The sequence below is a fragment of the Nonomuraea sp. NPDC048882 genome (assembly GCF_040649755.1).
GTDB lineage: Bacteria > Actinomycetota > Actinomycetes > Streptosporangiales > Streptosporangiaceae > Nonomuraea > Nonomuraea maheshkhaliensis.
On the sequence record NZ_JBEZGB010000001.1, the window covers coordinates 341375 to 365857 of the forward strand.

Here is a 24483-nt window from a genome sequence, read left to right on the forward strand (position 1 = left end):
GCCCAAGCCGTCCCGCCCACCGCTTGGACCAGCCGACGTGTCAGGGCAGGGACGGTGTGTCAGACAGGGCCGGCGCGGCAGGCGGCGCGTCGGTCCAGCCGACCTCGATCAGCGTCTTCCGGTACGACCACTCCGCGGACGCCTTGCCGCCGGACGTGCCCAGCTGGTCCTGTGCCAGCAGCACCATCCTGCCGGTGTCGACGATCATCCGCACCCTGGTCGACGGCGCCCGCTTCGCCTTCCCGCCCGGCCTGTCGATCACGAGGGCGGCACCGGATCTGCCCAGTTCGTCCTTGGCCTCGCCGTGGACGCGGGCGCCCGGCAGGGACAGCAGGGCCTGGTAGGCCGCGGCACGGACCTGCTTCGGCGCGGGAATGTCGTGCAGGAGCATCGGCAGGGTCTCCTCGACCCAGGCGGTCAGGTCCATCTCCCGGCCGACCCGGCCCGCCTTCATGAGCCACGCCTTCAGCCGGGCCGGGTCGGCGGGCAGGCGCTGGATCTCGTCGTAGGTCAGCCGCTGCCCGGCGAACTCGAACTGGTCACGGCCCTTCGGCGCCGCGGTCAGTGAGCCCCTGCCGGGCGGGGTGGACAGCTTCACCGTCTTGCCGTCGAGCGTTTCGCTCCACGTGGAAGGGGAGCCGTCGCGCTGCCACGCCTTCCGGTCCGCCGCGGTCTTGGGCCGCACCCCCAGGAGCCGACCACCGAACCAGGCCCTGCCGTCGGGGGCGTTCCACCGTACGCCGACGAACCGCTCGACCAGCGAATAGGGGTGCGCTCTGGTGCCGAATCGCCCAGGATGGGTTTCCGTCATCAGCGTTCTGGTGTGCCAGTAGGCCCCCTCAGGAGGCGTGGCCGCGACGGCCGGCGGCGTGCCGAGGACGGCGGCGCCCGCGGCCAGGGCGACACCCAGAGTGATCAGCCGCCGGGTCGGCGTGGTCGTGGACGTCATCGGTTCGCTCCATCGATTCGAAGTCACAACCATGCACACAGCTGAGCCGTGCGAACGGTTGCCCGCGAAATGTTCGCACGAGCGGGCAACCGTCACGAGGGACGAAGTGTGTTAGGAGGCGTGAGATCGGACGGAGAACCGTGAGTGACCTGGAACATGACTTCGGCGCTTTCGTGGCCGCGCGTGCCACGAGCTTGTTACGGGTCGCCTACCTCGCCTGTGGTGACGCGACGGAGGCCGAGGATCTGCTGCAGACGGCGCTGGAGCGTACCTACCGCAAATGGGATCGGGTGGCCCGCTACGACAATCCGGATGCCTACGTGCGGCGCGTCATCGTCAACGCCGCCATCAACCGCGCCCGCCGCCGGGCCATCCTCACCATCATCCCCATGCACAGCCCGCCGGAGACGGCGATCCGGGCGGGCGACCCCGACCTGTTCCAGGTGCTCATGGGCGCGCTGCGCGCGCTGCCGCCCCGCCAGCGTGCGGTGATCGTCCTGCGGTACTGGGAGGACCTCACCGAGACGCAGACCGCCGAGGTGCTCGGATGCTCGGTCGGCACGGTCAAGAGTCAGGCGTCGAAGGCCATGGCCAAGCTCCGTTCGGCGCTCGGCCGGGAAACACTGGAAGGAGCGATCACCGATGCCCACGCTTGAGGAGGAGATCCGCCGGCTCATGGCGGAGGGGACGGCGGGACTGCACGCCGCGCCTGACCTGACGGGCCGGGTGGTGCGCTCCACCAGGGAGAGGAGGCGCAGGGTCAGGATCGCGGCGGTGGCCGCGTCCGTGGCCGCGTGCGTGGTCGTCACCCCCGCCGTCGCCTTTTTCACCATCGGTACGACTCCCACGGCCGGTGAGCGGAGCACGTTCGCCACGGCACCGGATCCGCCCGCCATCGACGACACCCCGCCCATGCCGTCGGCCCCGCCGAGCCTCGGGGACCTGGGCGACGGCAGGGAGTTCGGGCGGATGAAGGTGGGATACCTGCCCGACGGGCTGGAGTGGTCGGGCCGGTCGGCGGACTGGGGCGACACTTACCAGGTCACCTACGCCTACCGGGGCGACGAGAAGGGCTCCTACCGGCTCGTGATCATGGTGTACGAGGGGAGCGCCGTCCAGGAGGTCGAGCAGCGGATCACCGCGTACCGCGACGAAGCGGACGGCAAGGCGGTGACCGTCGGCGGCCGGAGCGGCTATCTGGTCGTGCAGCACGTCGGCGAGGACGGCATGAAGGGCACCCCCACCCTGTTCCTGCGGACGAGCGACAGCCAGTGGGCCGAGATCGGCTTCAGCCCGGTGTACGCCGCGGAGTACTCCGGCGCCGAGGCGGTCAACGCCGAGTTGCTGCGGATCGGGCAAGGGCTCACCTCCACGTTGTGAGCGCGTTGTTGAGCACGTTGTTGAGCACGAGGGCCGCCGCGTGCGGCCACCGGCCTGAACGGTGGCCGCCCCTCATGGCGGCGGGGGTCAGCGGTAGGCGTCGGCTTGGAGGGTGTAGAGCTCGGCGTAGAGGCCGTTGTAGGTCATGAGGGTGTCGTGGTCGCCTTGTTCGGTGATGTGGCCGTGGTCGAGGACGTAGATGCGGTCGGCGTAGCGGACGCTGGCCAGGCGGTGGGTGATGAGCAGGACGGTGCGGCCGTCGGCGTGGGTGCGGATGCGTTCGAAGAGGGCGTGTTCGGCGCGGGCGTCGAGGGCTGCGGTGGGTTCGTCGCAGATGAGCAGATCGGCGTCGCGGTGGAAGCCGCGGGCGACGGCGATGCGCTGCCATTGGCCGCCGGACAGTTCGCAGCCGTCTTTGAAGCGGCGGTCGAGCAGGGTGCGGTAGCCGTGGGGGAGTTCGGCGATGACCTCGTCGGCGCCGGCGACGGTTGCGGCGGCGTGCAGGGCGCTCTCGCCGCGGTCGGTGCCCATGGTGATGTTGTAGCGGGCGGCCAGGGGCCAGCGGGTGTGGTCCTGGGCGATGACGGCGGTGCGGGTGCGCAGCTCTTCCGGGCTGACCTGGGACAGGTCGGTGTCGTCCCAGCGCACGGTGCCGGTGCCGGGTTCGTACAGGCCGGACAGGATCTTGGCCAGGGTGGTCTTGCCCGAGCCGTTCTCCCCCACGAACGCGATCACCTCGCCCTGCTTGATCTCGACCGACACACCACTGAGCGCCGGGGACTCGGCTCCCGGGTAGGTGAAGGTGATGTCCTCGGCGGTGATGCGCTCGAAGGAGTCGGGGACGGGCAACGGCCTGGGGCCCGTCAACCGTCTCTCGGCGTCGGCGCAGAAGTCGAGGAAGTCGGTGAAGTAGAGGCCCTGCTCGTAGAGGCGGTTGGTGGCGTACATGAGGCTGAGCAGCGACGACTGGCCCGAGCGGATGGCGAGTACGGCGGTGCCTGCCACGGCCAGCGGGATCGCCCCGACGGTCAGCAGCACGCCGAGCGCGACGTAGACCAGGCCCGTGCCTAGACCGCCGAGCGCCTCGCCCACCAGCCTGGCCGTCATCTGCCGCCGGGCCAGGCGCAGCATGACCTCCTGCTCCGCGCGGGCGACGGTGTCGTAGACGCGCAGCAGGAAGCCGCGCATCGTGAACGCGCGCACCTCGGCCGCGTTTTCGCGCTCGGCGAGCAGGCCCGCGAGGATCCACTTGCGGCGGCGGGCGGGGATCAGGGAGTACATCGTCGAGTAACGCATCCGCGCGCTGCGCACGGCGGCCCAGGCGTCGGGCAGCACGGCCAGCAGCAGGAGCGGCAGCAGCACCGGGTGCAGCACGCCCAGCACACCGGCCGCCGCCGCGATGCCGACGCCCGCGGTGACCACGCCGACGGCCGAGCCCACCACCGGGTCGGCCACGGACACGCCACGGCTGCCCGCGCGTTCGAGCGCGTCGTGGAAGTCGGGGTCGTCGTAGGCGACCAGCTCCACCTGGCTGGTCAGGCCGTAGAGGCGCTCCTCGGTGTGGCGGGTGATCTGCGGGGTGAGGCGGGACTGCGCCCAGCCCGCGCCCGCCTGCGTCGCCGTGCGCAGCACCGCCGCGCCCGCCACCAGCGCCAGGCTGGGCAGCGCGGCCACGACGCGGTCGGGGGTCGGGCCCTCGCTGAACAGCGCCGTCAGCACCCCCGTGGTGGCCAGCAGACCGAACGCGGTGAACACGCCGCCGAGCAGGTTGAGCGCGACCGTGGCCAGCGTGTCGCGCGGGCTCGCGGCCCAGGCCATCCGCAGCGCCTGGCCGACGAGCGAAGGGAGCCTGCCCGCGATGGTCAGGAAGCCGACCTCGGCCATCTTGTCGGTGTGGGCGTTCCAGCCGGTGAGAGCGATCTCGCCGAACTCGAGCGGCTCGGGCTCCTCGTTCTGCATGCATCGAGTCTGCACGCGGCCACTGACAGTTCCGCAAGCCACGGTGTCGCCAGTGCGCCATATCACCGTGATAGGGGCAATCTGACAGCTCTTCGGGAGGACGGAGCGCGCATACCGTTCACAGCACCCCCCACTCCCCCAGGAGGATCCGTGTCACGACCGCTCCGCCTCATGCTCAGCGCCCTGCTGTCCCTGGCGTTCCTGCTGGTCACCGCGCCCGCGCAGGCCACCGCGCTGGTCACGGTGCTCAGGTACGACGCCGGCCGGGCCGCCGAGTTCAGCGCCACCGTGGACCAGGCCGCGCAGGTGTGGAACTCCAGTGTCGCCAACGTCCGGCTGGTCAGAGGCACGCCCGCGCACTTCGTCGTGCTCGCCGACAACGGCTGGCCCAGGGCCCTGCCCACCAGCCTGGGACGCGGCACGATCTGGATGGGCCGGCAGGCCGTCGACCAGGGCTACTACCCGCTGCGGATCGCCACCCACGAGATCGGCCACATCCTGGGCCTGCCCGACCGGCGGACCGGGCGCTGCACCGACCTGATGTCGGGCTCCAGCGCGCCCGTGAGCTGCACCAACGCCAACCCCAGCGCCGCCGAGCGGGCCGAGGTCGACGGCAACTTCGCCGGTGGGACGCCGCTGGTCGAGTTCGGCAGGATCCACACCGACCGGTGATCTACGTGAGCCCGTGCCCCTGCGCGAACAGCGGCGCCTTGCCGTCCCCCGCGTTGATCGGCTGCTGGGACGAGGCGCGCATCCACGTCATCGGCAGCCGCCCGGTCGGCGGGACGAGCCCGAAGAGCACGTCGGCCACGCCCTGCCCCTCGGTGCCCGGCAGCCAGGCGGCCACGGCGGCGTTCCAGCCGGGCAGCTCGGCGGCGATGTCGAGGGGGCGGCCGGAGACGAGCACCACGACGACGGGCACGCCCGAGGCGCGCAGGGTGGCGATGGTGTTCAGGTCGGCGGCGTCCAGGCCGAGCCCGCCGGGCCGGTCACCCTTGGTCTCGGCGTACGGGGTCTCGCCGACGACGGCGACGGCCACCCGGTAGGAGCCGTCGATGCCGCTGCCGTCCCTGCTGTAGGTGACGGTGGCGGCGGACCCGACGGTGTTCCTGATGCCTTGCAAGATCGTGGTGCCGGGGGTGATGGCGCCGGACGAGCCCTGCCAGGTGATCGTCCAGCCGCCGCTCTGGTTGCCGATGTCGTCCGCGTTCTTGCCCGCCACGAAGATCTTGCCGCCGGTCCTGGCGAGGGGCAGCACGCCGCCGGCGTTCTTCAGCACGACCTGCGACCTGGCCACGGCCTCGCGGGCCAGGGCCCGGTGCGCGGCGCTGCCCACGCTCGCCGTGTACGAGCGGTCGGTGAGAGGCTTTTCGAACAGGCCGAGCTCGAACTTCTTGGTCAGCACGCGCCGTACCGCGTCGTCCACCCGTTCCGTGGTGACACGTCCGGCCTGCACCTCGGCGCGCAGCAGGTCGATGAACCTGCGCCATTCGACCGGCACCATCACCATGTCGATGCCAGCGTTGACGGCGGTGCGCACGTCGAGCGCGGAGGTGCCGGGGACGCCGTCGATCTGGTCGATGCCGTTCCAGTCGGAGACCACGAACCCGCCGAAGCCCAGCTCCTCCTTGAGCACCGTGGTGATCAGGTAGCGGTGTCCGTGCAGCTTGACGCCGTTCCATCGGCTGAACGAGATCATCACCGAGCCGACCCCGCGCCGTACGGCGGCGGCGAACGGCGGCAGGTGCACGGCCCGCAGGTCGGCCTCGGACAGCCGGGTGTCGCCCTGGTCGGCGCCGCCGGTGGTGCCGCCGTCGCCGACGTAGTGCTTGGCGGTGGCCATGACGGAGGCGGGCCCGTCCAGCCTCTCGCCCTGCAGTCCGGTCACGATGGAGGCCATCGACGCGGGCAGGTCGGGGGTCTCGCCGAACGACTCGTACGTACGCCCCCACCGGTCGTCGCGAGCCACGCACAGGCAGGGCGCGAAGTTCCAGTCGATCCCGGTGCCGGACACCTCCTCGGCCACCGCCCGCCCGATCCGCTCGGCCAGGCCGGGGTCACGGGTGGCGCCGAGGCCGATGTTGTGCGGGAAGATCGTGGCCCCGGCCACGTTGTTGTGACCGTGCACGGCGTCCACGCCGTAGACGAGCGGGATGCCGAGCGGCGTCGCCAAGGCGGCGTTCTGGTAGCTGTCGTACATGTCCGCCCAGCCGGCCGCCGTGTTGACCGCCGGCGCGGAGCCGCCGCCCGACAACACCGAGCCCAGCCGGTACGCGGTGACGTCGGCGGCACCGGCCGAACCGCGCTCGGCCTGGGTCATCTGGCCGAGCTTGTCGTCCAACGACATCCGGGACATGAGGTCGGCCACCCGGGCGGGCACCGAGAGGGCGGGGTCCTGGTAGGGGAAGGCCGCCCTGGCCGTCGCCGGTGACGGGGAGACCGCCCCGGCCGGTGACGGGGAGATCGCCCTGGCCGATGGTGGGAAGGCGGCCGTAGCCGTCGCCGGCGGCATGACCAGGCCGGCCGCGACGAGCGTGAGCACCGCCGCCACCCTCGTCCATCTGCTGCTCGGGTTGCTCATCGCAGGCTGCTCCAACCGGCTCGAAGGGGCGGTCCCAGGGGCACTGTAAGCTCCCCTGCCCGAGTTTCCCGGCCCGGCCCGCCGCACCGCCCGGCGCGGTGACCGGCACCGGCGGAAACGGGCCGGGAGCCGGTGAAACTTTCACCGCCCCTTGACCCGGCCGCGCGCCCCTTCCGCGGCGAGCTGTTGCACGGGCCTTTAAGCGGCCATGGGGTTACCGGAACCCGCCCCCGGCTAGGTCCGCAGCGTCAGCTCGATCAGCGCGAAGGTCAGCGCGGAGATCAGCGCGGAGAAGGAGTGGCGCATGGCGTACGGATCTCTGGCCGGCTTCGGCGGCGGCGTGGCCGTGGCCGCGCTCGCGGGCGGGCACCCCTGGCTGGTCGCCGTCTGCCTGTCACTCGTGCTGGCTGGGGCCTTCCTGGTACGCGCCGGCTTCCGGCGCGGCCGGGGCCCGATGTCCCGCTGACGAAACGGGCAGGACCAACGAAAGGGCCAGGACATGGTCGCACCCAGGAAGCTCACCGCCCGCTACGCCGGATCGGGAAGGCTCCTCGTCCTCGGCGCGCTCGCGGTCGCGGCCTGCTCGGCCTGGGCCGTCACCCAGCTGGCCACCCTGACAGGAGCGGCCGGCCACCTGCCCATCGTCTGGCTCACCGCATTCCTGCTGTTGTGGTGGCTGCCGCTGTCCTGGCTGGAGCGGCCGGTCAAGGTCCCGCCCGGCGCGCGGGAGCGGATCGACGCCCTGCGGGTGACCGTGCAGATCCCCGTCTACAACGAGGACCCGGAGGCGCTGCGCGCGTGCCTGCGCTCGGTGCTGACACAGAGCCGGCCGGTGAACCGGGTGCGGGTGGTGGACGACGGGTCGGCGCTCGCCGGCGAACCCGTCCGCTACGACGACGTACGCCGCGACTTCGAGTGCGAGGCCATGCTCCGCGGCATCGAGACGACCTGGGACCGTACCGGCAACCGGGGCAAGCGCTTCGCCCAGATGCACGTGCTGGCCGAGGACGACGGCGACGTCTTCCTCACCCTCGACAGCGACTCCGTGCTCGACCGGCACGCCGTCAGGGAGGGCCTGGCCCCGTTCGCCGATCCGCGGGTGCGCTCGGTGGCCGGGCACGTGCTGGTGCTGAACCGCACCGCCGGCCTGCTCACCCGGCTGACCGGCGTGCTGTACCTGCCCTTCACCAGCGGCCTGCGCAGCGCCCAGTCGGTGCTGCGCCGGGTGACGATGAACTCGGGCGCGCTGGCCTTCTACCGGGCGGACGTCGTCCGCGCCTGCGCCGGCGCGTACGAGAACGAGAGCTTCCGCGGGCGGCCGATGCAGATGAACGACGACTCCCTGCTCACCTTCTACGCCTCGCTGTCCGGGCACACGGTGCACCAGCCGTCGTCCATGGTGTTCACGCTGGCGCCCGAGCGGTTCGGCCACTACGCCAAGCAGCAGCTGCGCTGGATGCGCGGCACCGCCGTGCGGCACCTGTGGTGGCTGCGGTACCAGCCGCTGACCGGGCCGGTCTTCTGGACCACGGTCGCGGAGTACCTGCACCTGCTGCTCGCCCTGGCCGTCCCGGTCGTGCTGGTCGCCGACCCGGCGTACCGAGGGCGGCTGGGAGAGCTGGCCCTGGCGGCGGCGCAGGTCGGGGTGGCGATGAACTACCTGATGGCGCTGCGGCTGTTCACCGTGCGCCGCTCGGACGAGAGCGCGGGCGCGCGGCTGCTGGCGTTCGCGCTGGCCCCGCTGGCCTCCGTCTGGCGGTCGCTGGTGCTGCGCCCGATGTACGTCTACGCGCTGCTGACCTGCCGGCGGGTCAACCGCTGGGGCACGCGCGGCTCGGTCGAGGTGTCGCTCGGCGCGGCGGCGTAAGTCAACCCCTTTCCTGACAAGATCGCGCGTTGTATGTTCGATCCGAAAGAAAGTTTCGGCCATGGAGGAACTGTGGGCAAGAAGTTTCAGATTCTGGCGTTACCGCTGGCTGTCGCGGCCATGACAACGGCCGTGACAGTGGCGCTGACTGGGCCGGCCCAGGCCGCCGACGGGTACGACCGATGCCAGGAGGGCTACTACTGCATGTTCTCCGGCCTCGACGGCACCGGGGACATCATCCAGATCCAGGGCAACACGCCCGACCTGGCCGCGCTCGGCATGGCCGACCGGGGCAAGTCCGACTGGAACCGTACGGGCTCCTGGATCCACCTCTACTCCGAGGCCGCCTACGGCGGCTGCACGGCGGTGACCAGCCCGCGCGGCAAGGGCAACTTCTACATCGACTTCCGCGACTTCTGGGACTCCGTCCGCTTCGACGGCCCGAACGGACCTTCCTGCGGGATCACCCTCAAGGGCTCGGTGCCCGACTCCCACGGCTGACCGGCATCACCCGGGGCGGCCGGGCCCTGACAGCGGCTCGGCCGCCCTCCCGGTTTCTCGCTCATTTATTCGGATTCTCATTGACTCGGTGGGAAATTTCCGAACATAGTGACGTAAAACCGAGGAGTTGTAGCCATGTCATCACCGCACATCGCCGTCTACGGCGCCACCGGCCACACCGGGCGCCTTGTGGCGGCCGACCTGCGCGCCCGAGGCCGGGACGTCATCCTGGCCGGCCGCGACGGCGGCGCGCTCAAGGCCCTGTCCGACGAGCTCGGCGGGGCGCCCGTGCACCAGGCCGCGCTCGACGACCCCGCCGCCTTACGCGAGCTGGCCGGCCGGGCGGCGGTGCTGATCCACTGCGCGGGCCCGTTCACGCACACCGGCAAGCCAGTCGCCACGGCCGCCGCCGAGGCCGGCTGCCACTACGTGGACCACGCCCTGGAGCAGCACCACACGAAGTGGATGTTCGACACCATGACGGAGCCGGCGCGGGCGGCGGGCGTCACCATGGTCACGGCGATGAGCTTCTACGGCGGGCTGGGCGACCTGCTGGCCGGGGCCGTGGCCGCAGGGACGGCCGGGATCGAGCGGGTGGTGACCGCGTACGCGGTGAGCGGCTGGCGGCTGACCAGGGGCGCCAAGGCGACCGCCGAGCTGCTGTTCGCCGACACGCAGCGGATCACGTTCGCCGACGGGGTCCAGCGGGTCGGGTACGTCGAGCCGCGCAACGCCGTCTTCCCGTTCCCGCCGCCGCTGGGGCCACGCACGATGATCGCCCCCGTACCGTTCTCCGAGGTCGTCACCGTGCCCAGGCACGTACGGACGGCACGGGTGGAGGCGCAGCTCACGGCGGCGACGTTCGAGGAGGAGCAGGCGTTCACCAGCGAAGACGCCGACGCGGCCACCCGGGCGGGCTCCGAGTTCACGGTCGCCGTGCAGGTGATCACCGAGGGCGGCGGCCGGGCCGGGCAGGCGCGCGGGCGGGACCTGTGGCGCATGAGCGCCCTGACCTCGGTCGAGGCCGCCGTCCGGCTGGCCGACGGCCTGGGCCCCGGCGAGCCGGGTGTGTACGCCCCGGCCGAGGCGTTCCCCGCCGAGCCGTTCCTGCGCGACCTGGAACGCCTCGGCCTGCTCACCCTGACCCTTGGGGAGCGGCGATGATCCTGGTCACGGGAGCGGCCGGCGGGCCGCAGGGTTCGACCGGGCGGCACGTCGTGGACCTGCTGCTGCGCCGCGGCGAGGCCGTGCGCGCCTTCGTGCGCACCGACGATCACCGGGCACGGGAGCTGCGCGAGCTCGGCGCCGAGGTGGTGGTCGGCGATCTGTGCGAGATCTCGTCGGTACGCCCTGCCATGCGCGGGATCAGGCGGGCGTTCTTCACCTACCCGGTGACGGCGGGCCTGCTGGAGGCCACCGGCGCGTTCGCGGCGGCGGCCAGGGAGGAGGGGGTCGAGCGCGTCGTCGAGGTCTCCCAGCTCGACGCCTCCCCCCAGGCGGGCACGCCCAGGATGCGCCGCCACTGGGTGTCGGAGCAGGTCTTCGACTGGGCCGGGGTGGGCGCGGTGCACCTGAGGGCGGCGGTGTTCTTCGAGAACCTCGCCGTCGTGGCCGCCGCGGCGGGCCGGCTGGCGCTCCCCCTCGGCCCTGCGGACACGTGGATCCCGCTGGTCGCGGCCGAGGACGTGGCCAGGGTCGGCGCGGGGCTGCTGCTCGATCAGGCCCCCGCCGACCCGGTGTGCCTGGTGACGGGACAGCTGGCGACGGCCGGTGAGGCGGCGGACGCGCTCGGGGTGACGTACGAGAACGTGCCGCCCGAGGAGTGGGAGGCGTGGGCGGCGGACGTGTACGGCGACGCGGTCACCGTCGAGCACCTGACCCACCTGTGGGCGCTCTTCCGCTTCATCGGCGCCGGCGACCACCCGCTCTACCGCGTCACAGAAAGCATCGAACGGCACGGCGGCCGGCCGCCGATGACGATCCAGGAGTTCGCGAAATAGACGAAAGACCCCCGGCCGGAGCGGCCGGGGGTCCCTGGTGTCACTGCTGGGTGGAACGTCAGCCGGTGAAGCCGACGGCCGTCCAGTCGTAGTACTTGTAACCGCGGGCGCCCCAGTTCGCCACCGTCTTCTTCGTCGCGAAGATCTCAGGCCGCTGGTACAGCGGGATGGTGTGCACCCGGTCCCAGATCAGCTTGTCGGCCTCGTTGGCCTTCGTGATCGCCGCGGCCGGGTCCATCTCGTCCACGGCCGCCTGGATGGCGGCGTCGACCTCGGGGTCGCTCATCTTGGGGAAGTTGCTCTCCGAGCCGGTCTTGTAGATCTGCGGCAGCGAGCCCAGCGGCAGCGGCGTGCCGATCCAGGAGAACGGCACCAGGTCGAAGTCGCCCTTGATGATGAAGTCGTTGAAGAACTTGTCCACGGGGACCGGGCGGATCGTGACCTTGATCCCGGCCTCCTTGAGCATGGCCTGGGTGAGCTCACCCTCCGTCTGCGAGACGGGCGTCGCCGTCGGGATGACGAAGGTGAGCGCGAGCTCCTTGCCGTCCTTCTTGCGGTACTCGCCCTCCTGCTTCCAGCCGGCCGTGTCGAGCAACTGCTTGGCCTTGTCCAGGTTGTACTTGCCAAGGTCGCCGGAGTTGTCGACGTAGCCCTTGTGGTTGTTCATGAAGACGTGGTTGCCGAGCGTCTGCAGCGGCCACTCCATGTCCTTCAGGTCCGACTGCGTGATCACGTCACGGTTGATCGCGTACTGAACAGCCTGGCGAACTTCCTTCTCCTTCAGGAACTCGCTCTGGTTGTTCACCGTGATGTGGCGCCAGTTCGGGCTGAGAGCCTTGCGGATCTCGGCGCCCGGCACCTCCTTGGCCCGCTTCAGGTCGGCCGGGGCGCCGGCGGCGATCTCCGCGGCGTCAAGCTCGCCGTTGGCGAAGGCGTTCACCTCGGCGGCCGGGTCGGGGATGGCCCGGTAGATCAGCTTGTCGAGCTTGGCCTTCTGGCCCCACCAGTTCTCGTCGCGCACCAGGGTGAGCGTCTTGGTGCCCTCGTCGAGGGACTCCACCTTGAACGGACCGGCCGTGACCGGGAGCTTCTGCAGGTAGTCCTTCTCGTACTTCTCCGGCGTGTCGATGTGCTCGGCCGGGAAGAGGTGCGAGGTGCCGCGGTTGAACAGGCCCTGCCACTCCGAGTACGGCTTCTTGAAGGTGATGACCGCGACCTTGTCCGTGTCACCCTTGGCGACGGACTCGATCTTGTCCCACCCGTCGGTGGAGGCCGGCTTGAACTTCTTGTTCTCGCCGTTGTTCGCCTTCCACGCCGCCTCAAGGTCCTTCCAGGTGATCGGCGTGCCGTCCGACCACTTGGCCTTGTCGTTGATCGTGTAGGTGATGACCTGCTTGCCCGAGGACATGTCGTTCTTGACGTCGGTGACGTAGTCCTTGTTCGGGGTGAACGTGGCGTTCTCGTCCGCCATCATCAGCTGCGGCATGATCGGGTCCAGCATCGTCGCCGTGTCGGCCTGGTTGCCGTCGACGTGGTTGCCGTTCCACTGCGTGGGCCACTGCCCGATCGCCAGGGTGAGCGTGCCGCCGTCCTTGACCTGCGCGTACGGGACGGAGTTGATGCTGATGATCGGGGTCTCCGTCATCTGCTGCTGAGCCTGCTTGGACTGCTCGGCGTTCGGCTGCTTGTTCTCGGTGCCGCCGCCACCGCCACAGGCCGCGACGGCCATGGCCAGGACCGCCAGCCCAGCGGCCGCACGGTAATGAACCTTCACTCTTCCTCCTGATTTTCCGAGGCCGTGATGACCTCGATCTCCTCCGCGTAATGGCAGGCGGCACCGTGGTCCACGGCACTCGTCAGCCGGGCAACCGAGGGCTCTTCGTCCACACACCGCTGCTGCTCGGCCTCGCTCAGCCGGGCGAACTTGGGGCATCTGGTGCGGAACCTGCATCCCGACGGCGGATCCGCCGGGCTGGGCAGGTCACCTTCGAGCAGGATCCGCTTGCGGGTGCGTTCCATCTCGGGGTCGGGCAGCGGGATCGCCGACAGTAGCGCCTGCGTGTAGGGGTGCGCCGGACGGTCGTAGACGTTCTTGACCGCCCCGATCTCGGCGATCCGGCCCAGGTACATGACCGCCACGCGGTCGGCGAGATGCCGTACCACCGCCAGGTCGTGCGCCACGAACAGGTAGGACAGGCCCAGCCTGTTCTTCAGCTCCTCCAGCAGGTTGATCACGCCTGCCTGGATGGACACGTCGAGTGCCGAGACCGGCTCGTCCAGCACCAGCAGCTTCGGCTCCAGCGCGAGCGCGCGGGCGATGCCGATGCGCTGGCGCTGGCCGCCGGAGAACTGCTGCGGATAACGTTCCGCGTGCTCAGGCGCCAGCCCGACGAGCCGCAGCAGCTCGGCGACCTTGCCCGCCACGTCCTCCTTGACGCCGTGCGCGCGCAGCGGCTCGGCGATGATGTCGCCGATCGGCATGCGCGGGTCGAGCGCGGCCATCGGGTCCTGGAAAACGATCTGCAGGTCGCCGCGGAGCGCCTTGCGCGCCGCCTTGTCCAGTTCGGCGCTGTTCTTGCCGAGCACGACCACCCGGCCGCCCTGCGGCGGCTGGAGCTGCATGATCTGCTGCAGCGTGGTGGTCTTGCCGCAGCCGGACTCCCCGACCAGGGCCAGCGTCTCGCCCTGGGCGATGTCGAGGCTGATGCCGTCGACGGCGTACACCGTGCCGACGCGGCGCTTGAAGACCGCGCCCTTCATCAGCGGGTAGTGCCTGATCAGCTGATCGAGCTCCAGCACGGTCGGCCGCTCGGCGCGCGGCACGCGGACCACGTCGCTCGGCGGGATGACCGGCACCGGGAACACGTCGGCTCCGGTCAGGTTCTTGTGCTCGATCTCGTGCGCGCGGATGCAGGCCACGTGCCGCCCGCCGCCGAAGGCCGTCAGCGGCGGCTCCTCGTCGTCGCACATGTCCACCTTCATCGGGCAGCGCGGCGCGAACGGGCAGCCGGGCGGCAGCGCCGCCGGCGACGGCGGATTGCCGTCGATGGGCACCAGCGGCCCCTCCTCGCCGTCGACCCTGGGGATCGAGGCGAGCAACCCCATCGTGTACGGCATCCGCGGCCGGTAGTAGATGTCCTCGACGGGCCCCTGCTCGACCGGGCGCCCCGCGTACATGACGAGCACCCGGTCGGCCATGCCGGCGATGACGCCCAGGTCGTGGGTGATCATCACGATGCCCGCGCCCGTCTCCTGCTGCGCGGTCTTGAGCACCTCCAGCACCTGGGCCTGGATGGTGACGTCGAGCGCGGTGGTCGGCTCGTCGCAGATCAGCAGGTCGGGGTCGTTGGCGATGGCCATGGCGATCATCGCGCGCTGCCGCATGCCACCGGAGAACTCGTGCGGGAACGCCTTGGCCCGCAGGCTCGGGTTGGGGATGCCGACCAGGTCGAGCAGTTCGACGGCCCGCTTGGCGGCCTTATCCTTGCCCATCTTCTGGTGGATGCGGACGGCCTCGGCGATCTGGTCGCCGATGGTGAAGACGGGCGTGAAGGCCGACAGCGGATCCTGGAAGATCATGCTGATCGCCTTGCCGCGCACCTTGACCAGGTCGTCTTCCTTCATGCCGAGCAGTTCCTGCCCGTGCAGGATGACCGAGCCGTCCACCACGGCGTTCTTCGGCAGCAGGCCCATCACGGCCAGCGAGGTCACCGACTTGCCCGAACCGGACTCGCCGACGATGCCGAGCACCTCGCCGCGCTCGACCTCGTAGCTGACGCCGCGCACGGCTTCGATGCCGCCGGGGAAGGTGACGGTGAGGTCCTTGACCTCCAGAATGCTCACGTGTTGCTCCCCGGGTCGAGTGCGTCGCGCAGGCCGTCGCCGATCAGGTTCACGCTGAGCACCAGGGCGACCAGCAGGCCGGCGGGGAAGGCGAACAGCCACGGATAGCCGGTGGCGTTGCCGGAGCCGGTCGCGATCAGCGTGCCCAGCGAGACGTCGGGCGGCTGGATGCCGAACCCGAAGAAGGACAGCGCGGCCTCACCGATGATCGCGCCGCTGACGTTGAGCGTCGCGTCGATGATGAGCAGAGAGGACAGGTTGGGCACGATGTGCCGGAAGATGATCTTCCAGCGGGGGATGCCCATGTAGACGGCGGCCAGGACGTACTCCCGCTCGCGGAGCGAGAGCGTCATGCTGCGCACGACCCTGGAGGTGATCATCCAGGAGAACGCGGCGAGCAGCGCCACGAACCAGAGCCAGGTGCCCTCGCGCAGTCTCGGCGAGATGATCGCGATGACCAGGAAGCTCGGCAGGACCAGCAGCAGGTCCACACCCCACATGAGCACCCGGTCCACCCATCCGCCGAAATATCCGGCGAACGCGCCGACGATGGCCGCCAGGCCGGTCGAGATCAGCGCCACCAGCAGGCCGATGATGATGGACTTCTGCATGCCGCGCAGCGTGACCGCGTACATGTCCTGGCCGATCGAGGTGGTGCCCCACCAGTGGTCACCGCCCGGTGGCGACAGGAAGGACATGAAGTCCTTCTCGGTCCACTCGTACGCGCCGAAGTACGGCCCGACGTAGGCCAGCCCGACCAGCAGGACCAGGGCGACGAACCCGTACCGGGCCTGGTTGTTGCGCAGCAGGCGCCTGAGGACGACTTTCGAACGCATGTCAGCTCACCCGGACCCGAGGATCGAGCGCCGCGACCAGCAGGTCCGACAGGAAGGAGGCGAACAGGATGCAGACCGCGGCGAAGAAGGTGACCGCGGCGACGGAGTTGACGTCGTTCTGGTTGATCGAGTCGACCAGCCAGGCGCCCATTCCGTGCCAGGCGAAGATCTTCTCGGTGAACGTGGCTCCCGTGAACATCGTCCCGAACGCGAAGGCGAAGTAGGTGGCCGACGGGATCAGCGCGGTGCGCAGCGCGTGCTTCGTCAGCGCCGTCCGCCGCCGCAGCCCCTTGGCCATGGCCGTGCGGACGAAGTCCTGGCCCAGCACGTCCAGCATCATGTTGCGCTGGATCCGGCTGTAGAAGGCGATCGAGCCGAGGCTGAGCGAGATCGTCGGGAGGATCAGGTGGTTGAGCCGGTTGACGAACTGGTCCCAGCCGGACAGCCGCGGGTTGTACTCGCCGGTGTACTCGATCAGCGTGAACCCCAGCCCTCTGTTCAGGTTGTACGTGGCGATCGCCAGCAGGGTCGCCAGCACGAACACCGGGATGGCCATGATCACGAAAGAGCTGACCCCGATTAACCGGTCGCTGAACTTGTACTGCTTCACCGCGGAGACCGCCCCCAGCACCACCCCCAGGGCGAACCCCAGGACCGTGCCGATCAGTAGGAGGCGCAGGCTGACCATGATGCGCCGGCCCATCTCGCCGTTGACCGAGCCGCCGTTCCAGGTCTTGCCGAAGTCCCCGGTGACGACCCCCTTGGCCCAGGTGCCGTAGCGCACGAGCACGGGGGTCTTGTCGTTCAGGTTGTAGGCGTCAAGTGTGGCGTCGATGACCGCCTCGGGCACCGGCGGCTGCCGGCCCTCGTACGCGGCTCGCGGGTTCATGGTCGTCGCCGCGAGCATGTACGCGAGGCTTGCCGCGATGGCTACCAAGATCACATTTATTGCCAACCTGCGGAGCAGGTACTTGCCCATTACTCTCCGTTCGCGCTGATCGAGGGCGCGAACTCACAGGCGGAGCAGCGCCCCCTCAACGTAAACCCGTCCCACGTCGTGAAATTCACATGTCAGCGGGATGGCGATCAACGCGAACAATATAAGAAAAGGGATAACAGGCAGAAACGGAGCCATATAACGGTCAGGTCACTCACAAAAGATCGACGAGCCCTGTCAGACGAGTTCACTTCCTGGCCTCGACCTGCGGAAATATCGCCTACCAGATCCCCTTTCGGACGTCTCGCAGATGCCCTGTGTCACAGGATCCGTACACGAATGAGGACGAACCGGCGTGATCCACACCATATTCGCTGAGGGGTGAGTGCGCGCCGTCAAACGCCGCCCCGGCTCTCCCGCCCGCAGGCGGTGTCCTGTCCGTCATGGCATCCACTTGCCGCCGGCCACGTCGATCGTCAGGCCGGTCAGCCAGGAGGAGGCGTCCGAGGCGAGGAAGGCCGTCACGTTGGCCACGTCCAGCGGCCGGCCGAGCCGTCCGAGCGGGTGCTCGGCCAGCACGCGCTCGGCGAACTCCGGCGGCATCCGCCCCTCCAGGCGCTCCGTCATGATCGTCGAGGGCGCGACGTTGTTGACCCGCACACCGGCCGGGCCCAGCTCGTACGCCAGCTGCCTGGTCAGCGCGATCACCCCGGCCTTGGCCGCCGTGTACGCCACCGAGGCGGGGGTGGGGGTGCGGGCGGCCAGGGACGACATGGTGATGATCGAGCCCTGTCCACGCTCTCTCATGCTCGGCAGGAAGGTCCTGATGACGAGGAACGTGGAGGTGAGGTTGGCGTCCACGGTGGCGTGCCAGTCCGCCGCGCTCGTCTCGTCGATCGGCCGCGGCCGGCCTGTGCCGCCGCCCGCGAAGACCGCCAGCACGTCCACCGGGCCCAGACGCCGCTCGACCTGCTCGCGCATCGACTCGACCGCGGCCTGGTCGGTGGTGTCGGCCGGCACCCCGATGGCCCGGCCGTCCGGGACCTCGTTCACGGTGGCCTCGATGGCGGCGGGGTCACGGCCGTTGACGGCGACACGCATGCCCTGAGCGGCCAGCACCCGTACGGTCTCGCGCCCGATGCCACCCGAACCACCGGTGACCAGCGCTACCTTGCCCTGCAAATCCGGAAACATCATGCCTTCACGGTGCCGGTCGGGGCCCGCCACCGGCATCCCGCCCGAGGCGCGTCCCCGCCTCCACCTCCCGTGGTGCACGCCCCTCCCCAGACATACCGCCCTGGTCGTACGGCCCCCGGCCCGGCTACGAACGAACCCCCGCCACGGGAGCAACGGCCTGGCTTGTATCAGAGGCGGCACCCAGGCCGAGCTGGAGACCAAAGGCCCGAGCCGGAGACCGAAGGCCCGAACCGACTCGCGGCCCGCCGCTCGGGCCAGGGGGCGGGCCAGTCACGTCGCGATCCGGGACTACGGCGCAATCCGGGCCCGATCTCACGTCGCGGGCCAGGGATACGTCGCAACGCGCGACCGACCTCATGTCGCAAGCCTGGCAAACCTCGCGACCCACGGCCAGCCTCACGTCGCAAGCCTGGCAAACCTCGCATCGCGCGCCCGATCTCACGTCGCAAGCCAGACATACCTCGCATCGCGCGACCGACCTCACGTCGCAAGCCGGGGATCTGTCACCACCTGCGACCAGTCTCACGTCGCGGATCGCAGGAAGTAGTCGTCGTCGCCCACCTGGCCGCCCTTGAGGGCCACCTCCAGTCCGTCGCACGCCGGATCGTCCGCGGTCAGCACGCACACCGGGCCTCCCACCGCGAGCGTGCCGATCACGTCGAGGGCGCGGGCGCCGAGCGCGGCGACGACCTGGCCGGAGGTGTCGCCGCCGGCCACCACCAGCCGCCGTACCAGCCCGGCCTGCACCATCGCGGCGGCCACCCGGCCGAGCAGCTCACCGATCCCGGCCGGATCGCGGGCCGGGCCCCTGGTCGACTGCACGATCGTGTGGCAGCCGGCGCGCAGGCTCTCTTCGGCCTGGACGATCGCGTCCTGACCTGCGGAGACGTCCACCACCTTCCAGCCAGCCCGCTCCGCCGCGCCGATCTGTCGGACGGTGACCGGCGACCGGCTCCCGGACACGACCAGCACCGCCCCCGCCTTCGCCGTCGCTCCCGCCTTCGCTGTTGGCCTCGCCACCGGCCCCTCTGTTGGGCTTGCCATCGCCTCCGGCCCCGGCCCGGCCTCCAACCCCGCCATCACCACTGACCCCGGCTCGGCCTCTGCCTCCGGCATGGCCTTCGACCCCGGCCCGGCTTCTGGCGGTGCCGGTGGGTGGGCCGGTGGGTGGGCCGGTGGGTGGGCCGGTGACTGGGTGGGGTGGGGGGTTAGAGCTGAGGCGAGGGCGTAGCTCAGGCCTCCTGAGCCGGCGCAGAAGAGCACGTCTCCACGGGCGGAGTCGGTGAGGAGCAGGCGGCCGAGGGCGCGGAGGTGCTGCTCGGTCGAGGCGTCCGCGATGAAGGCGGCGTCCCGGCTCCGCGCCCGGTACGCCTCCTCCGACGCCCCCGCCGGCAGCAGGCCGGTGCGCCCCGCGCTCTGCTCCTCCAGACGTACCCGCAGGTCGGCCTCGGTCGCGGGGGTGACGGGGTGGTCGCGGGCGGGCGGATGCCGGTCGAGGCGGACGACCTCGTCCCCGGCCTGGACGAAGTGGTTGCCGTACACCGTGTAGCGCCCGAACTCCGGCTGCGCCGCCAGCACCGGCACCGCGCGCCGGGCCAGCCCTTCCCGGTGCAGGGCCGCGATGACCGCGCCGATGCTCCCGTGCGCGGGCGAGGAGTCGAACGTGGAGCAGATCTTGTACTGGACGGCCAGCGGCCCGAGCGCCGCCACCGCCCTGAGCGCCGGGAGCGCGACCGCCACCGGGTCGGCCGACGCGCGGGCGGTGGTGGCGACGCCGATGACGTCGTCCCGATCGTGCAGGTGAGCCACGTCCGTGACCAGCGACCCGCTCAGCCCGAACCGCCTGAATTGCCACAACGCGTCGGTCGCCCCGGTGAAGTCGTCAGCCACGAAAGCGATCAACGTCATGACACCGGTTTCATCTCGTCACCACGCCGCCGAAGTGTTCGAGGGCTCTGGACAGTTCCGGCGAGTCGACCTCCGTCAGCGGCACCCCCGCGGCGGTGGCGGTCCAGGCCTGGCGGATGCTGGTGATGCCGGCCGCAGGTCCGTCCGGGTGGCCGAGCACTCCCCCGCCCGCCAGCACCAGCAGGTCGTCGGTCCCCGTACGTTCCCGTGTGACCGGCGCCGTTCCCGCCCACTGCGCCGACGACAGCACCGGCAGGCACGGGAAGCCGCCGAGCAGCGGCGCGCGCACCGCCCCGACCATGGCCGCCACCTCGTCGTCGCTCACGTAGAACTTGCTGTGGAACCCGCCGCAGTGCAGGTGGTCGACGCCGGTCAGGCGGGCCAGCTTCTGGTACGCCGCCGGCCCGATCCCGAGCCCCGGATGCCGGGCCAGCGCCCCGATGCCGGTGACGTGGGCGTGGATCGGCACCCTGGCGTGCCGCCGCAGCATGGCCACGGCCGGGAAGCCGACCACGTTGAGGTTGACCATGACGCAGGTTCCGCCGGCGGCTACCACCATGTCGTGGTGGCGCAGCATCCGGTCGGGTTCGTCGCTGATGTTGAAGGCGTACATCGGCCGCCGCCCCGTACGCCGCTCCACCTCGTCCAGCGCCCCCGTCACGGCCCTGACGCGCTGGGCGAGCGGGGCGGGCGGGCAGTCGGCGTTGACCTCGTCGTCCTTGATGAAGTCGGCCCCGGCCAGGCCCAGCTCCAGCACCAGGTCCACGTAGTGGGACGGGCGCAGGCCGACGTTGGGCTTGACGATGGTGCCGATGAGCACGCCCTCCGGCCGCCCGGTCAGCCGTCGGGTGCCTTCGACGGCGTACGCGGCCGGCAGGTACGCCCGCCCGAATGCGTCCGGCAGCTCCAGGTCGACCAGCTTGAGCCCGGCCAGCTCGCGCAGTTCGTACAGGTTGCCCGCGACCACCGGGAACAGGTTCGTCAGCGACGGCCCGGTGTTGTCCAGCGGGAAGCCGATCCGGACGAGGGCGGCGTGCAGCGGCCCCGACCCACGCGTGCCGGGCAGGGCCTCCCCGATCGGCGCGGGGATCTCCGTCATGCCGAGCACCACGGCGCTGTGGCGGGCGCGCAGCTCGTCGGTCTCGCCCGCGACGCTGACGAACGTGCCGGTGCTCTGCTCGCCCGCGATGGCGCTGACCGCCTGCTCCAGCGGCAGGCGGGTGACCACTCGGTACGTGGCCACCGTCATCTCACGCATGCAGCTCCTTCGCCAGGTGTTCCATGGCCAGCGGAGGGCTGGCCAGGATGGGCACCGGTGACTCGACGGCCCCGGCGACCCGCGCCATCGACGCCTGGGCCAGCACGATCACGTCCACCTGCCCGCTCAGCTCGGCCAGCGCGGCGCCCACGCGGGCGTCGTGGGTGGCGGCGTCACCGCTCATGAGGGCCTCGAAGGCGCCCTCGCACAGCCTGGCGGTCAGCTCGATCTCGGCGCCGGCCGCCGCGGCGCGCCTGCGTACCAGATCGGCGGTGGGGTCGAGGGTGGTGGGGAGAGTGGCGCACACGCCGATGCGGCGGCCGAGCGCCACGGCCCTGTCGGCCATCGGGCGATCCACCCGGGTCACCGGCACGCCGGTCAGCGGCTCGGACGCCTCCACGGCCGCGCCGATGGAGGAGCAGGTGACCAGGATGTGATCGGCCCCGGCTTCCTCGGCCGAGCCGATGTGGCCGGCGACCCGGCGCGCGGTGCTCGGCGTGAGGTGGCCGGCGGCCACGGTGTTCTTGATCAGGCTGTCGTCGACGATGTTGAACGTCTCGACGCCCGGCAGGTGTTTCGCGCACAACTCGGCGAACACCGGCACGAGCGTGGCCGAGGTGTGGATGAGTCCCAGGGTTGTCGTCATGGTCTGTCTCCGTGAGGGGTGTGTCCTGGTGGCGTCCTCAAGGGCCGCGCCTCTGTCAAGGGTGTGTCCCGGCCGTGTCGTCCGGCCCCGTCGTCCGGCCCCGTCGTCCGGCCCCGTCGTCCGGCCCCGTCTGGCGCGGGCCCGTCGTCATGGCCGTTGCATCTCGGGTTGGGTGAACAGGTCGTGCCAGACCTGGAAGTGGTCGTCGCTGGCCTGCCCGGCGGCGTCCTCGTCGCCGGCCAGCAGCGCCTCGTACAGGGGCCGGTGGGCGGCCAGCGAGAGCTCCTTGTCGCGCGGGTGGGTCTTGAGCCGGTCGCGGCGCTGGCGTACGGCGCGGAACAGCACGCCGGTCATCGCGTCGGCGAAGAAGGTCAGGGCGGCGTTGCCGGTGGCGTGCAGCAGCGCCTGGTGGAAGGCGAAGTCGGCCCGGTCGATGTCCTCGGCGGTGGCGGCGGCCTCCATGTCGGCCAGGGCCTTGCCGACGTGGCCGATCGCGACCGGGTCTCCCTTGCGCGCGGCCTCCCTGGCGGCCTGGCGTTCCAGCGCCACCCGTACGGAGTGGAGGGACTCGATGCTGAGGTGGCTGGCCGACAGGGCCAGGTCGAGGGCGAATTCGAGCCCTTGCGGGGCCAGCCGGCGCACGTAGGTGCCGGAGCCCTGGCGCCGGCTCAGCACGCCGAAGCCCTCCAGGAGTCGCAGGCGGTCGCGCAGCGCGCCGCGGCTGACGCCCAGCCGCTCGGCCAGCTCCCGTTCCGGCGGCAGTCTGGCGCCTTCCCCGAGGTCGCGGATCAGGTCGGACAGGGCGTCGGAGAGCGCATCCGACAGGGAGCCGGAGGCGAAATCGGCGGCGGCGACGTCGGAACCGGCGCCGGCTCCAGACGGGGAGCCAGGGCCGGTGGCGGGGTCGGTGGTCATGGTGGGTACCTCGGCGCGATTGGTCGTACCACTTGCCGGAAAGGTACTACCAATATCCCGAAAAGTCACTTCATCTGATGAAAAAGCAACTTCATCAGATGAAAGCCTAGGAATTCCAGCCCGCTCGGGATAGCGTGCGGTGCCGTGGCAAACGATCCCCAGAGGGACTCGGCCCGGCACGTCCAGGTCGTCCAGGCCCTCGGCGCCCGCATCGTCGGCGGCACGCTGCCCCCGGGCACGTCCATCCCCATCGAGGAGGAGCTGGTCGGCGAGCTCGGCGTGGGCCGCTCCGCCGTACGGGAGGGCGTGAAGGTGCTGGCCGGCAAGGGCCTGCTGGAGACCAGGAGGAGCGCGGGCACGATCGTGCGCCCGCGCGAGTCCTGGAGCCTGCTCGACGCCGACGTGCTGAGCTGGCGCTTCGAGCCCGAGCCCACACCGCGCGACATCCGGGTGCTGGCCGACCTGCGGGTCGCGCTGGAGCCGGGCGCGGCGCGGGTGGCCTCCGAGCGGGCCGACGCCGCGGCCGTGCGCCGCATCGACGAGGCCATGGAGGCGCTGTACGCCACCGCCGACGACCCCGAGCCGTTCATCGAGGCCGACCTGGCCTTCCACAAGGCGGTCTTCGCCGCGGCCGACAACGATCTGCTGCTCTACATCTACGACATGATCAGCATCGCCCTGCGGTCCGTGCGCCAGGTGCACACCCGCTCGGTGGCGCACAACAAGGAGACGCTGCCCGGTCACGAACGCGTGGCCCAGGCCATCGGGCGACGCCACCACAGCGAGGCCGAGGAGGCCATGCGCACGGTGGTCGAGGTCGCCCGCGCCGACGCCGAGCAGCACGTACGCCTCTGCTGCTGAACGCCCGGCCGGAAGCCGCTGGAACAACCCGCGGGAACCGGCCGCAAGCCGCTGGAACTACCCGCAAGAAAGGGCTCCCTTGGACGTCCTCCTCGACGTCGACGGCCCGGTGGCCGTCGTCACCCTCAACCGACCCGCGAAACTCAACGCCGTCACCCCGGACATGGCCGCCGCGCTGCGCGCCTGCCTGTCGCGGATCGACGCCGACCCCGGCCTGCGCGTAGCGGTGCTCACCGGAGCGGGCGAGCGCTCGTTCTGCGTGGGCAGCGACATCCGCGAGCTCGACGAGTACGCCACCGCCTGGGAGTTCCGCAACCGCGGCGACTACGGCGACGCCGTCCGCGCCCTGCGCAAGCCCATCGTCGCAGCCGTCAACGGCTACGCCTACGGCGGCGGCCTGGAGCTGGCCATGGCCTGCGACATCAGGCTGGCCGCGGAGACGGCCACGTTCGCCGCACCGGAGATCAAGCTGGGCTGGATCGGCGGCAGCGGCCAGTCGGCGCTGCTGGCGCACGCGGTCGGGCCGAGCAACGCGGCCACCATGCTGCTCACCGGCGACCCCATCGACGCCGCCAAAGCCCGCGCATGGGGGCTGGTCACCGACGTGCATCCGCGCGAGGAGCTGCTGAAGGCGGCCAAGGAGCTGGCGGCCACCATCGCCAGGCGCGCGCCGATCGCCGCCCAGACGGCCAAGGCCAACCTCAAGGCCGCCTACTCGATGCCGCTCGACCAGGCCATCCAGTACGAGCGCGACCTGCAGACCGTCTGCTTCGCCACCGCCGACGCCGCCGAGGGCAGGGCCGCCTTCGCCGCGCGCCGCGAGCCCGCGTTCGAGGGCCGCTGAC

At 70.9% G+C, this 24483-nt stretch carries 22 protein-coding genes; 10 read left to right on the top strand and 12 right to left on the bottom strand.

Annotation, left to right across the window (positions count from 1 at the left end; all coding sequences use genetic code 11):
- Window positions 1–40 precede the first annotated feature (40 nt).
- On the bottom strand, window positions 41–949 hold the full coding sequence (locus AB0C27_RS01475) for a hypothetical protein (RefSeq protein WP_357836080.1): 909 nt from the start codon (window positions 947–949) through the stop codon (window positions 41–43).
- Window positions 950–1089: 140 nt separating this feature from the next.
- On the opposite strand from AB0C27_RS01475, the gene AB0C27_RS01480 reads away from it, so the two are divergent.
- Window positions 1090–1605, top strand: coding sequence for a SigE family RNA polymerase sigma factor (locus tag AB0C27_RS01480; protein WP_357836083.1), 516 nt, complete (start codon window positions 1090–1092; stop codon window positions 1603–1605).
- Window positions 1592–2329 (top strand): hypothetical protein, encoded by a 738-nt coding sequence (locus AB0C27_RS01485; protein WP_357836086.1) that lies wholly within the window; start codon window positions 1592–1594, stop codon window positions 2327–2329. The genes AB0C27_RS01480 and AB0C27_RS01485 overlap by 14 nt, the downstream gene beginning before the upstream one ends.
- A gap of 87 nt (window positions 2330–2416) precedes the next feature.
- Here the strand turns inward: AB0C27_RS01485 and AB0C27_RS01490 are convergent, their stop codons facing one another.
- Window positions 2417–4288, bottom strand: coding sequence for an ABC transporter ATP-binding protein (locus tag AB0C27_RS01490; protein WP_357836089.1), 1872 nt, complete (start codon window positions 4286–4288; stop codon window positions 2417–2419).
- A 150-nt stretch (window positions 4289–4438) separates the two neighbouring features.
- Between AB0C27_RS01490 and AB0C27_RS01495 the strand changes: the two genes are divergently transcribed.
- Complete coding sequence (locus tag AB0C27_RS01495) at window positions 4439–4960, top strand: snapalysin family zinc-dependent metalloprotease (RefSeq protein WP_357836092.1); 522 nt, start codon at window positions 4439–4441, stop codon at window positions 4958–4960.
- 1 nt (window position 4961) lies between these two features.
- On the opposite strand, the gene AB0C27_RS01500 is transcribed toward AB0C27_RS01495, so the two are convergent.
- The gene (locus AB0C27_RS01500) at window positions 4962–6869 is read right to left on the bottom strand and encodes a glycoside hydrolase family 3 protein (RefSeq protein ID WP_357836095.1); all 1908 of its coding nucleotides are present in this window, start codon (window positions 6867–6869) and stop codon (window positions 4962–4964) included.
- A gap of 304 nt (window positions 6870–7173) precedes the next feature.
- On the opposite strand from AB0C27_RS01500, the gene AB0C27_RS01505 reads away from it, so the two are divergent.
- The 5 genes from AB0C27_RS01505 to AB0C27_RS01525 all read left to right on the top strand — a co-directional run bounded on the left by AB0C27_RS01505 (window position 7174) and on the right by AB0C27_RS01525 (window position 11237).
- Window positions 7174–7335: a hypothetical protein gene (locus AB0C27_RS01505; RefSeq protein WP_357836098.1), complete on the top strand. Its 162-nt coding sequence runs from the start codon at window positions 7174–7176 to the stop codon at window positions 7333–7335.
- Window positions 7336–7368: 33 nt separating this feature from the next.
- The gene (locus tag AB0C27_RS01510; protein ID WP_357836100.1) at window positions 7369–8736 is read left to right on the top strand and encodes a glycosyltransferase family 2 protein; all 1368 of its coding nucleotides are present in this window, start codon (window positions 7369–7371) and stop codon (window positions 8734–8736) included.
- 132 nt (window positions 8737–8868) lie between these two features.
- Complete coding sequence (locus AB0C27_RS01515) at window positions 8869–9237, top strand: peptidase inhibitor family I36 protein (RefSeq protein ID WP_357836103.1); 369 nt, start codon at window positions 8869–8871, stop codon at window positions 9235–9237.
- A 135-nt stretch (window positions 9238–9372) separates the two neighbouring features.
- A complete protein-coding gene (locus AB0C27_RS01520) occupies window positions 9373–10401 on the top strand; it encodes a saccharopine dehydrogenase NADP-binding domain-containing protein (RefSeq protein ID WP_357836106.1) in 1029 nt (342 codons plus the stop codon).
- Entirely contained in the window at window positions 10398–11237 is an 840-nt protein-coding gene (locus tag AB0C27_RS01525) for an NAD(P)H-binding protein (RefSeq protein WP_357836109.1), read from the top strand. Before AB0C27_RS01520 ends, AB0C27_RS01525 begins: the two co-directional genes overlap by 4 nt.
- A gap of 58 nt (window positions 11238–11295) precedes the next feature.
- On the opposite strand, the gene AB0C27_RS01530 is transcribed toward AB0C27_RS01525, so the two are convergent.
- From AB0C27_RS01530 to AB0C27_RS01570, 9 genes are all read right to left on the bottom strand, one after another.
- Window positions 11296–13011, bottom strand: a complete 1716-nt coding sequence (locus tag AB0C27_RS01530) for an ABC transporter family substrate-binding protein (RefSeq protein ID WP_357836112.1) — start codon at window positions 13009–13011, stop codon at window positions 11296–11298.
- Complete coding sequence (locus tag AB0C27_RS01535) at window positions 13008–15080, bottom strand: ABC transporter ATP-binding protein (protein WP_357836115.1); 2073 nt, start codon at window positions 15078–15080, stop codon at window positions 13008–13010. Before AB0C27_RS01535 ends, AB0C27_RS01530 begins: the two co-directional genes overlap by 4 nt.
- On the bottom strand, window positions 15077–15916 hold the full coding sequence (locus AB0C27_RS01540) for an ABC transporter permease (RefSeq protein ID WP_357836118.1): 840 nt from the start codon (window positions 15914–15916) through the stop codon (window positions 15077–15079). The genes AB0C27_RS01535 and AB0C27_RS01540 overlap by 4 nt, the downstream gene beginning before the upstream one ends.
- Window position 15917: 1 nt before the next feature.
- Window positions 15918–16895 carry an ABC transporter permease gene (locus AB0C27_RS01545; protein WP_357836121.1) on the bottom strand — a complete coding sequence of 326 codons (978 nt, stop codon included), beginning with the start codon at window positions 16893–16895 and terminating at the stop codon, window positions 15918–15920.
- 399 nt (window positions 16896–17294) lie between these two features.
- Window positions 17295–18050, bottom strand: coding sequence for an SDR family NAD(P)-dependent oxidoreductase (locus AB0C27_RS01550; protein WP_357836124.1), 756 nt, complete (start codon window positions 18048–18050; stop codon window positions 17295–17297).
- A 522-nt stretch (window positions 18051–18572) separates the two neighbouring features.
- Window positions 18573–19958, bottom strand: a complete 1386-nt coding sequence (locus tag AB0C27_RS01555; RefSeq protein ID WP_357836127.1) for a four-carbon acid sugar kinase family protein — start codon at window positions 19956–19958, stop codon at window positions 18573–18575.
- A 10-nt stretch (window positions 19959–19968) separates the two neighbouring features.
- A complete protein-coding gene (locus AB0C27_RS01560) occupies window positions 19969–21216 on the bottom strand; it encodes a RuBisCO large subunit C-terminal-like domain-containing protein (protein ID WP_357836129.1) in 1248 nt (415 codons plus the stop codon).
- Complete coding sequence (locus AB0C27_RS01565) at window positions 21209–21862, bottom strand: aspartate/glutamate racemase family protein (protein ID WP_357836132.1); 654 nt, start codon at window positions 21860–21862, stop codon at window positions 21209–21211. The genes AB0C27_RS01560 and AB0C27_RS01565 overlap by 8 nt, the downstream gene beginning before the upstream one ends.
- A 147-nt stretch (window positions 21863–22009) precedes the next feature.
- The gene (locus tag AB0C27_RS01570) at window positions 22010–22777 is read right to left on the bottom strand and encodes a FadR/GntR family transcriptional regulator (protein WP_357836135.1); all 768 of its coding nucleotides are present in this window, start codon (window positions 22775–22777) and stop codon (window positions 22010–22012) included.
- A 144-nt stretch (window positions 22778–22921) separates the two neighbouring features.
- Between AB0C27_RS01570 and AB0C27_RS01575 the strand changes: the two genes are divergently transcribed.
- Both AB0C27_RS01575 and AB0C27_RS01580 read left to right on the top strand, forming a co-directional pair.
- Complete coding sequence (locus AB0C27_RS01575; protein ID WP_357836138.1) at window positions 22922–23638, top strand: FadR/GntR family transcriptional regulator; 717 nt, start codon at window positions 22922–22924, stop codon at window positions 23636–23638.
- A gap of 79 nt (window positions 23639–23717) precedes the next feature.
- Window positions 23718–24482, top strand: a complete 765-nt coding sequence (locus AB0C27_RS01580) for an enoyl-CoA hydratase/isomerase family protein (protein WP_357836141.1) — start codon at window positions 23718–23720, stop codon at window positions 24480–24482.
- Window position 24483 lies beyond the last annotated feature (1 nt).